The 9,481-nt window shown below is 63.4% G+C and carries 9 protein-coding genes and 1 pseudogene; 3 read left to right on the top strand and 7 right to left on the bottom strand.

Annotated elements, in window-relative coordinates; genetic code table 11:
• From LPZ50_RS16955 to LPZ50_RS16935, 5 genes and pseudogenes are all read right to left on the bottom strand, one after another.
• Positions 1-76: pseudogene (locus LPZ50_RS16955) on the bottom strand (elongation factor Tu); the annotation flags it as partial.
• A 78-nt stretch (positions 77-154) separates the two neighbouring features.
• Positions 155-2,257 carry an elongation factor G gene (gene fusA / locus LPZ50_RS16950; protein ID WP_230662879.1) on the bottom strand — a complete coding sequence of 701 codons (2,103 nt, stop codon included), beginning with the start codon at positions 2,255-2,257 and terminating at the stop codon, positions 155-157.
• 18 nt (positions 2,258-2,275) lie between these two features.
• Positions 2,276-2,746, bottom strand: coding sequence for a 30S ribosomal protein S7 (rpsG, locus tag LPZ50_RS16945; RefSeq protein WP_006216561.1), 471 nt, complete (start codon positions 2,744-2,746; stop codon positions 2,276-2,278).
• A 176-nt stretch (positions 2,747-2,922) separates the two neighbouring features.
• On the bottom strand, positions 2,923-3,300 hold the full coding sequence (rpsL, locus tag LPZ50_RS16940; RefSeq protein ID WP_012251774.1) for a 30S ribosomal protein S12: 378 nt from the start codon (positions 3,298-3,300) through the stop codon (positions 2,923-2,925).
• Positions 3,301-3,646: 346 nt separating this feature from the next.
• Positions 3,647-4,360 carry a winged helix-turn-helix domain-containing protein gene (locus LPZ50_RS16935; protein WP_419195605.1) on the bottom strand — a complete coding sequence of 238 codons (714 nt, stop codon included), beginning with the start codon at positions 4,358-4,360 and terminating at the stop codon, positions 3,647-3,649.
• 265 nt (positions 4,361-4,625) lie between these two features.
• Here LPZ50_RS16935 and LPZ50_RS16930 point away from each other — a divergent pair, with 265 nt between their 5' ends.
• The 3 genes from LPZ50_RS16930 to LPZ50_RS16920 are packed head-to-tail and all read left to right on the top strand — an operon-like array spanning position 4,626 to position 8,837.
• Positions 4,626-5,324 (top strand): response regulator transcription factor, encoded by a 699-nt coding sequence (locus LPZ50_RS16930; protein ID WP_230662875.1) that lies wholly within the window; start codon positions 4,626-4,628, stop codon positions 5,322-5,324.
• Between the two features lie 47 nt (positions 5,325-5,371).
• A complete protein-coding gene (locus LPZ50_RS16925; RefSeq protein WP_230662873.1) occupies positions 5,372-6,481 on the top strand; it encodes a FecR family protein in 1,110 nt (369 codons plus the stop codon).
• A 28-nt stretch (positions 6,482-6,509) separates the two neighbouring features.
• A complete protein-coding gene (locus tag LPZ50_RS16920; RefSeq protein ID WP_230662871.1) occupies positions 6,510-8,837 on the top strand; it encodes a CHASE2 domain-containing protein in 2,328 nt (775 codons plus the stop codon).
• Positions 8,838-8,861: 24 nt separating this feature from the next.
• On the opposite strand, the gene LPZ50_RS16915 is transcribed toward LPZ50_RS16920, so the two are convergent.
• Together LPZ50_RS16915 and LPZ50_RS16910 are read right to left on the bottom strand one after the other, a co-directional pair.
• Positions 8,862-9,053, bottom strand: a complete 192-nt coding sequence (locus tag LPZ50_RS16915; RefSeq protein ID WP_329957673.1) for a PEGA domain-containing protein — start codon at positions 9,051-9,053, stop codon at positions 8,862-8,864.
• A 111-nt stretch (positions 9,054-9,164) separates the two neighbouring features.
• Positions 9,165-9,481 (bottom strand): type II secretion system F family protein (locus LPZ50_RS16910; RefSeq protein WP_230662866.1); only part of this gene is annotated, 317 nt, incomplete at its 5' end.

The raw sequence follows: 9,481 nt of genomic DNA, 5'->3' as shown, positions 1-9,481 counted from the left end.
TTTTGCCGTGGTCAACGTGACCAATCGTACCCACGTTCACGTGCGGCTTGGTACGTTCAAACTTGCCTTTTGCCATGATCTCTATCCTTTGACTTTCAAGGAAACTGGAATGATTTGCCGCGCCCCCGGATCACGGAGACGCAGCGACCCTTATTTACTTGGCCCGAGCGGCGATGACTTCGTCAGCGACGTTCTTGGGGGCCTCGGAGTAATGCTTGAATTCCATCGTGTACGTGGCACGGCCCTGCGTCAGCGAACGCAGGTTCGTGGCGTAACCGAACATCTCGGCCAGGGGTACTTCGGCCTTGATGGTCTTGCCGCCGCCCACCATGTCGTCCATGCCTTGAACCATGCCGCGACGCGAGGACAGATCGCCCATCACGGTGCCAGCGTAGTCTTCAGGCGTTTCGACTTCAACGGCCATCATGGGCTCGAGCAGCACGGGGCTGGCCTTGCGCATGCCTTCCTTGAAGGCCATCGAGCCGGCCATCTTGAACGCGTTTTCGTTCGAGTCCACGTCGTGGTACGAACCGAAGAACAGCGTGACCTTGACGTCCACGACCGGGTAGCCGGCCAGGATGCCCGAGGGCAGCGTTTCCTGGATGCCCTTGTCCACCGCGGGGATGTATTCGCGAGGAACCACACCGCCCTTGATGGCGTCCACGAATTCGTAGCCACCGCCAGCATCGAGAGGCTCGAGCTTGAGCACCACGTGACCGTACTGGCCACGGCCGCCCGACTGCTTGACGAACTTGCCTTCCACTTCGTCGCAGGTCTTGCGGATGGTTTCGCGGTAAGCAACCTGGGGCTTGCCCACGTTGGCTTCCACGCCGAATTCACGCTTCATGCGGTCGACCAGGATTTCCAGGTGCAGTTCGCCCATGCCCGAAATAATGGTCTGGCCGGATTCTTCGTCGCTACGCACGCGGAACGACGGATCTTCCTGGGCCAGGCGCGACAGGGCCAGGCCCATTTTTTCCTGGTCGGCCTTGGACTTGGGTTCGACGGCCTGCGAAATCACGGGCTCGGGGAACTCCATGCGCTCGAGCAGGATGTGCGAATCGACGTCGCACAGGGTTTCGCCCGTGGTCACGTCTTTCAGGCCCACCACAGCGGCGATGTCGCCCGCCAGAACTTCCTTGATTTCTTCGCGGTTGTTGGCGTGCATCTGCAGCAGACGGCCGACGCGTTCTTTCTTGCCCTTGATGGGGTTGTAGACGGTGTCACCCGACTTCAGCACGCCCGAATACACGCGCACGAAGGTGAGCTGGCCCACGAACGGGTCGCTCATCAGCTTGAAGGCCAGCGCCGACAGCTTTTCGCCGTCGTCGGCCTTGCGCGAAACGGCATTGCCGTCATCGTCCTGGCCATCCACCGGCGGAATGTCGATGGGCGAGGGCAGGTAGTCGATGACCGCGTCCAGCATGCGCTGCACGCCCTTGTTCTTGAAGGCGGTGCCGCACAGCATGGGCTGGATTTCGCCGGCGATGGTGCGCTGGCGGATCGCGACGTTGATCTCGGCTTCGTCGAGCGAACCCGTCTCGAGGTACTTGTTCATCAGTTCCTCGGTGGATTCGGCGGCGGCCTCGACCAGCTTCTCGCGCCATTCGGCGGCGGCGCCTTCGAGTTCGGCCGGGATGTCGGCGTAGTCGAACTTGGTGCCCTGGCTGGCTTCATCCCAGATGATCGCTTTCATCTTGACCAGATCGATGACGCCCTTGAAGGTGTCTTCGGCACCGATGGGAATGACGATGGGCACGGGATTGGCGCGCAGGCGCGTCTTCAATTGGTCGTAGACCTTGAAGAAGTTGGCGCCGGTGCGGTCCATTTTGTTGACGAAGGCCAGGCGGGGCACGCCGTACTTGTTGGCCTGGCGCCACACGGTTTCGGACTGCGGCTGAACACCGCCCACCGCGCAGTACACCATGCACGCACCGTCGAGCACACGCATCGAACGTTCCACCTCGATGGTGAAGTCCACGTGCCCCGGGGTATCGATGATGTTGATGCGGTGTTCGGGATAGTTACCGGCCATGCCACGCCAAAACGCCGTCGTGGCTGCCGACGTGATGGTGATGCCGCGCTCTTGCTCTTGCTCCATCCAGTCCATGGTGGCAGCGCCATCATGCACTTCGCCAATCTTGTGATTGACACCGGTATAGAACAGGATGCGTTCGGTCGTGGTGGTTTTCCCTGCATCGATGTGCGCAGAGATACCAATGTTGCGATAGCGCTCGATCGGGGTTTTGCGGGCCATGGTGGGTTAGTCCTTAAATTACCAGCGGAAATGGCTGAAGGCCTTGTTGGCCTCGGCCATCTTGTGCGTGTCTTCGCGTTTCTTCATCGCGGCGCCGCGACCTTCGGAGGCGTCGATCAGTTCGCCAGCCAGGCGCAGATCCATCGATTTTTCGCCACGCTTCTTGGCGGCTTCGCGCAGCCAGCGCATGGCCAGGGCCAGGCGGCGCACAGGGCGCACTTCAACCGGCACTTGGTAGTTCGCGCCGCCCACACGGCGGCTTTTCACTTCGACGATCGGCTTGATGTTGTTGATCGCCAGGCTGAAGACTTCGATCGGCTCTTTGCCGGTCTTGGTCTGTACTTGCTCGAGGGCACCATAGACGATGCGCTCGGCGACGGCCTTCTTGCCGTCCAGCATGACGACGTTCATGAACTTGGCGAGCTCGACGCTGCCGAACTTGGGATCGGGCAGGATCTCGCGCTTGGGTACTTCGCGACGACGGGGCATTTTGCTTCCTTGTGTCTGTTCAGTTGAACCGTGCCAGATGACACGGCCATGGCCGCCCAATAAGACGGCCCCTTACGTGCCGCGCACCGTCCCGGCTAGGGGCTGGCGCGGTTGCACTTTCCTGGTGGCGCTTGCGCACTACCGGGGGTACTACATAAACAACGGATGAATGAGGCTTAAGCCTTCTTCGGGCGCTTGGCGCCGTACTTCGAGCGAGCCTGCTTGCGATCCTTGACGCCTTGCAGGTCGAGCGAACCACGCACGATGTGGTAACGCACACCCGGAAGATCTTTCACACGGCCGCCGCGCACCAGAACCACCGAGTGTTCCTGCAGGTTGTGGCCTTCACCGCCGATGTACGAAATGACTTCGTAGCCGTTGGTGAGGCGAACCTTGGCTACTTTACGCAGCGCGGAGTTCGGCTTCTTGGGGGTGGTGGTGTACACGCGGGTGCACACGCCGCGACGTTGCGGGCAGTTTTCGAGCGCGGGGCTCTTGCTTTTGATGACGCTGACTTCGCGCGGCTTGCGCACGAGTTGGCTAATGGTAGGCATGACCTTTGAAATCCCTTTTACGTACCACTGGTAAGTACTTTTTGTACTCATTTCCCTGGCAGACGCCCCTTGAAGAACGGCTTGCCAGCGAGAGGCAGTTCACGCAAAACCGCCTCAAACGTTGCTTACGTAAAAGAGCGGGTCTTGCAGACAAAAACGCACAAAGACCGGCAGCCGTGGGAGCAGCTGGCCTTCTTTATGCGCGAATAAAGCAGTAAGCCCGTCAGCATAACCCAGATACGGGTGCATGTCAAAGCCCGTTTCGGGCCACGGCCGGATGCCGGGCGGCAAGCCGGCACCCGGCCGCTGCTTGATACATCAACAGCTGGCGGGCAGACGTGCCGGGCTAGTGGTCGGTAAACAAATAACCGCTGCCGTAGACGGTGCGGATCGGGATGGTGACCCCGGCCAGCTCGGCCTTGCGGCGCAACCGGCTGATGATGACATCGATGCTGCGCGAACCGCTGGCCCGGCTGAGGCTGCTGTCGGATTCCAACTGCTTGCCCAGTTCCATCCGCCCCACCGCCCGTCCCGCCACGTCCAGCAAAGCCCGGACGATGAGGCGTTCGTTGGCGGACAGTGAAATGGCGACGCCCGAAGGCGACATCAGGGTCCAGCTCTGGTCGCGCAGTTCCCAGCGCGCGGCGGGCTCGTCGCGGGGTTCGGGGTCGTCGAGCACCACGGGCTGGCTGGCGGCCAGGCGGCGCGCCAGCGCCAGCATGACGCCAGCCAGCTCCCGACTGTCCGGCGCGCCGGGCACGCAGACGTCGGCGCCACTTTGCAGGCACCGCAGGCGCGTTTCCAGCCCCAGGTCGGCACCGACCACCACGATACCCAGCGTGGACGACGTCCGCAGCCGCGATACCAGCGCATAGCCGATCTCGCCCAGCTCGCTGAGTTCGAGCACAACGGCATCGTACGCATCGCCGCCCAGCCGGTTGAACAGTTCCAGCGGCGTGGCGCACCCTTCTGTCGAAATGCCCGCCTGCAACAGAGTCGCCAGCATATTTCCGCGAATTGTTGCATCGGACACCATAATGAGCACTTTCAATTGCTTCATGATTTGTCCCTGACACCGTTCAAGACTCGCGAAAGCGCATAAATTCGGGCTTTTCGCAACTTCGGTGTTACCGAGACAGTGTGACGGCAGAATGTGCAAGAACGTAGTCAATCTTTGTCAATTTGACATTGCTTGACATTCACAATGTTGCATGATCCAAGTGTTGCCAAGCGCGAGTTATTATTGCAAATCGGCACGACTCTTTTCATCGCCACGGTACTGTGGAAACCGAGGTTGCCACGTTCGTTCTTCGCCAAAAATTTCTATGCAAATAGCTTCGCTGGAAGACGACCTGGATCAGGCGCGGCATATTCAGCAGGTACTGAGTTCCGCTGGGTACGCCTGCCATAGCTACCAACGCAGCCGCGATCTGCTGGCGGCAGTGCGCAGCCAGTCATTCGACCTTATCCTGCTCGACTGGAAGGTGCCCGACATGGACGGCGACGAGGTGCTGCGGCAACTGCGCGCCACGCTGGGCATGCAGCTTCCGATCGTTTTCATTACCAGCCGAAGCCAGGAAGAAGACCTGGTGCGCGGCCTGGAGGCCGGCGCCGATGACTATATTGTCAAGCCGCTGCGGCCCGCCGAACTGCTGGCACGGGTAGCGGCGCTGCTGCGGCGTACCCAGGCGGCCACGCCGGAGCAGGCGCCGTTCACGGTGGCCTCGTACCGTGTCGATCCTGGCGCCCGCACCATTGTGCTGAATGGTCAGGCCATCGCCCTGGCGCCAAAAGAATTTGACCTGGCGCAATTGTTTTTTCGCAATGTCGGGCGCTTGCTGTCGCGCGACGTATTGGCGGAAAGCGTCTGGAATCGTGAAATACCGGCTACGTCGCGCACCCTGGACACGCATTTGTCGAATATCCGGCAGAAACTCCAGTTGCGGCCGAAACATGGCGTACGGCTTTCCTCGTCGTATGCCCTGGGGTACCGGCTTGAATTAATAAGCGACAACAATGCCTAGCAGTAGGCAAGGGGCCGCACACCGGCCCTGCACAGGAGACTGAATACATGACTTGGCGTTTCGCGCGCATATTCATCACGTTATGCGCGGCGTCAATCAGCGCGCCGGCGCTGGCCCAGCCGGCCGGAGCGCTGGGCGATGATTTCGTTTATCGGGTTCAACGGGGCGACACGCTCATTAACCTTGCTACCACCTATACGCGGAACGAGGCGAACTGGACGGCCTTGCAGCGCATCAACGCCGTGGCGGACCCTTATCGGCTTGCCATCGGCCGTGAGCTGCACATACCGCTGTCCATGATCCCGGTGGTGCCGGCGCAGACGGTGGTGGCACACGTCAGTGGCAGCGCCGCGATGGACGGCGCGCCGTTGCGCGAAGGCTCGCGCGTGGAAGAAGGTTCGACGATCACCACGTCCGCCAATGGTTTCGTCACCCTGGAACTGGCCGATGGCACCAAGATCACGCTGCCGCGCGCGGGTGCCACCCACCTGGAGCGGCTGCGTCAATTTGAAGGCAATGCGCTGACGGATTCCATTTTGCGTGTCGAGAACGGCACGGTGGATTCGAGCGTGGCGCCGAACGGCCAAGGCGTGGGCCGATTCGAAATACGCACTCCCGTGGCGGTGACGGGCGTACGCGGCACACGGTTCCGCGTGCAGGCCGGCAACCAGGGCGTGCGCAGCGAAGTCCTGGAAGGCAGTGTGCGCCTGCAGCCTCACGCCAAGGGCGACAAGCCCGGCCAACCGGTAGCTGTGGCCACCGGCTACGGTGCGGCCATCGGTGCCGATGGCCGGCTGGACGGCATCCGGCCGCTGTTGCCCGCGCCCCGCCTCGGCATACCGAAACGCGCCGGCTCAGGCCAATGGACCACCGAATTCGATCCCGTGCCGGGCGCCGTATCTTATGAGGTGGTGATCTCGAGTGACGAAGAAGGCATGGAACCGGTGTCCTCGACCCTGTTCGACAGCCCCTCGGCCAACCGCTTTTCGGCACCCGGAGCGGGCACCTACTACGTGACCGTGCGTGCCGTCGATGCCTCGGGACTGCGCGGACGCGATGCCTGCGTGCCCTTTGAAGGCGCCAACGCGCTGATGACCATGTCAGGGCTGCCGGTATCGTTGTCAGATGGTGGCGTCGTCACATTGGCCGAGTACTGACCCGCCAACCTGCCCCGACGCTCCAGCCATGGCCGACACTTCCCGGGTCATTCCCCATTCAAGGCGGTTGTTGGCCGTGCTGCTGACCATGCTGGCCGCGCTACTCGGGGCGTTCAACGGCATGGGCCGTGTCGACCAGATGATCTACGACAGGGCCATGTCGCTGGCCGGCCGCCCGGCCGCGGCAGATATCCTGATCGTCGCCATCGATGATGAAGCGATCGCGACGCTGGGCCGCTGGCCCTGGCCGCGCGCGGTGCACGCGGCGCTGCTGGACCGCCTGCACGGCGCACGCGCCGTCGGCCTGGACTTCGTTTTCTCGGAAACCGATCCGCACCTGAAAGAAGGCGACCGCCTGCTGGAGCAGGCCATCTGGCGGCATGGGCGGGTGGTGCTGCCGGTCGTGCTGGACAGCCTGAGCAAGCCTGAACAAGCCACCCTGCCGCTGGCTCCGTTGGCACAGGCGGCAGCGGGGCTGGGGTTCATCAATATCCGCCTGGATGGCGACGGCGTCGTGCGGCGCGCCGCCTGGCAACGAGTGGCGGGCGGCGTTACATGGGAACACTTCACGCTGGCACTGCTGCGGGCAGGCGGCGACGATGCGCGCGCGCAGCGCTTTCTTCAGCGCCTGACGCCGCTGGACAATTCGTTGATTCCATACACCGGACCGCCAGGCAGCTTCCAGATGGTGTCATACCTGTCCATTCTGCGCGGCGAACTGCCGCCCGGATTATTGCAGGACAAGTACGTGCTGGTGGGCACCTGGGCCACCGCACTGGGCGATGTATTTCCTACCCCGGTTTCGCATGATGCCAGCGGCATGTCCGGCGTCGAAATCATGGGCAACTTATTGCAGTCGACCGCGGCGCCGCAGATACTGCGGTCGGCGCAGGCCTGGCAAACCGCGCTGGCCAGCGCCTTGCCCGTGCTGCTGTTATGCCTGGCGTTGCCGCGCCTGTCGCCGCGGCAGGCCTTTGCCTGCAGCGCCGCGCTGCTGGCCGCCATCCTGGCGGCGGCATTGGCCGCCCTGTATTGGGGCAGAATCTGGATTCCGCCCACCGCGGCACTGGTGGGGGTGGCGGCCTGCTATCCGTTGTGGAGCTGGCGCAGCCAGGAAGCGGCGCTGCGATACATGGCCGGCGAAATGAAGCGGTTGCGGGTCGAGTATCCGCCCATCCTGGACGAAACGGGGCCGCAAGCCAGGCGCATCGGGCCTTCGCTGGACCATCACGTCGATGAACTGGACCGCGCGCTGAGCCGCGTGCGCAACTTGCGGCGCTTCCTGGCAGACGGGCTGGACGGCATGCCCGACGCCACGCTGGTCATCGACCAAGCGGGGCGCCTGCAATTCCGCAACCGGCAGGCCGTGCTGTATTTCCTGAACCAGAGTATCCGGCCCCCACGCATCGGACAGGCGTTGGTGCCCGCGCTGGAACAGGCCTTCGACGACCCCGCCGCGCAGCAGCAGGTACGGCATGCATTGCGCGTCCATGACAGTGCGCCCGCGCAACAAGATACGCGGGCGCTCCAGGTCCATATTGAAGTACGCGACCGCGCGGGGCAGGACATACTGCTGCGTTGCGCCCCGGTGCGTACCGCGCACGGTGCCCACGCCGGGTTGGTGGTTACGCTCAGCGATGTCACCGCCATGCGCCAGGCAGAGCGCCAGCGTGAAGAAACGCTGCGGTTCATTTATCACGACATGCGCGCGCCACAGAATTCGATCCTGTCCCTGGTGGCCTTGAGCCAGGCGGAACCGCCGGGCAGCCCGGCGGCAGACACCATGCAGCGTATTGCGCACTTGGCCAATCGCACCCTGCACCTGGTGGACGACTTTATCCAGTTCACGCGGGCGGAATCGATGGACATCGCCCACGCGAAGCTGGACGTGGCCGACGTGCTGCGCGAGGCCATCGATGACTTCTGGGCCGCGGCGCAGGAACGCGGTATTTCGATCGACCTGCAGGCGCCGGATACGGCCGCGTTGACGTACGGCGACCGGACGCTGATACTGCGCGCGGTATGCAATTTGCTGGACAACGCGGTGAAGTACAGCCCCGACAATGGCCATGTCCACTTGCGGGTACGCGCCAGTGACGACACCTGGGATATTGATATCGAAGACCAGGGCCCCGGCATTGCGCCGCAAGACTTGCCGCGCCTGTTCGAACCGTTCTTCCGCACGGGCGAGGCTCGTGGCTCCAGTACCACCGGTACCGGATTGGGCCTGGCCTTCGTGCGCGCCGCGGCCCAGCGCCATGGCGGCCGCATTACGGTCGACAGCGTGCACGGCTCTGGCACCTGCTTCACGCTAAGCCTGCCCAGGGCGCTGGATGATGCCGACTACGAAGCCTGAACCCGAAGCGGCGCCGGGCCGCTTTCAGCGGAACACGTGCGTGATCATGGCCGGCTTGCCGGCCCGGACTTCCAGCGTGGTGCGGTAAGGCGCCTGGGCCGAATTGCGCACCGTAACGGAGTACTTGCCGGGAGGCAGACGCAGGGTTTTCAGTGGCGGGGTCACGCCCCGCGACACACCATTGACCAGGATTTCCCCCCATGGCCGGACATTGATGCTGACTCTGACCGGCGAAGGCGGCGGCGCTTCGGCAACCGCCTTGGCCGGTGCCTCGGCATCGGCATCGGCCCCGGACCCGGCTTCGACTGCTTCCGCATGGCGGACCCCTCACTTCCCCGTGAGCGAGCCGATGTCGGCCTCGGAGCCGAGCAGCATCGCGGAGGCCATCAGGATCATGGTCGCGGGCACCATGAACGTGGTGACCATCAGCGTCGCCTTGGGCACCGCCTTGGCGGCCTTGCGGCGGGCGTTCTGGGCGTCGGTGCGGCGCATGTCGGTGGCGATGGCGATCAGGGTGTCCACGATGGGCGCGCCCAGCTCCTCGCCCTGCTGGAGCGCGGTGACGAACATGGCGACCTGCTCGGAGTCGTTGCGCCGCCGCAGGTCGTCGAAGGCCTGGCGGCGGCTGACGCCCATGTCCATCT

Origin of the sequence: Bordetella petrii (assembly GCF_020991325.1) — a bacterium.
GTDB lineage: Bacteria > Pseudomonadota > Gammaproteobacteria > Burkholderiales > Burkholderiaceae_B > Bordetella_A > Bordetella_A petrii_E.
This window is presented reverse-complemented; position numbering and strand designations above follow the sequence as displayed.

What these genes read in the sequence shown, in the direction of transcription:
- fusA (WP_230662879.1), bottom strand. Translation starts at nt 2,257, where the DNA reads ATGGCCCGCAAAACCCCGATCGAGCGCTATCGCAACATTGGTATCTCT.
- rpsG (WP_006216561.1), bottom strand. Translation starts at nt 2,746, where the DNA reads ATGCCCCGTCGTCGCGAAGTACCCAAGCGCGAGATCCTGCCCGATCCC.
- rpsL (WP_012251774.1), bottom strand. Translation starts at nt 3,300, where the DNA reads ATGCCTACCATTAGCCAACTCGTGCGCAAGCCGCGCGAAGTCAGCGTC.
- LPZ50_RS16935 (WP_419195605.1), bottom strand. Translation starts at nt 4,360, where the DNA reads ATGAAGCAATTGAAAGTGCTCATTATGGTGTCCGATGCAACAATTCGC.
- LPZ50_RS16930 (WP_230662875.1), top strand. Translation starts at nt 4,626, where the DNA reads ATGCAAATAGCTTCGCTGGAAGACGACCTGGATCAGGCGCGGCATATT.
- LPZ50_RS16925 (WP_230662873.1), top strand. Translation starts at nt 5,372, where the DNA reads ATGACTTGGCGTTTCGCGCGCATATTCATCACGTTATGCGCGGCGTCA.
- LPZ50_RS16920 (WP_230662871.1), top strand. Translation starts at nt 6,510, where the DNA reads ATGGCCGACACTTCCCGGGTCATTCCCCATTCAAGGCGGTTGTTGGCC.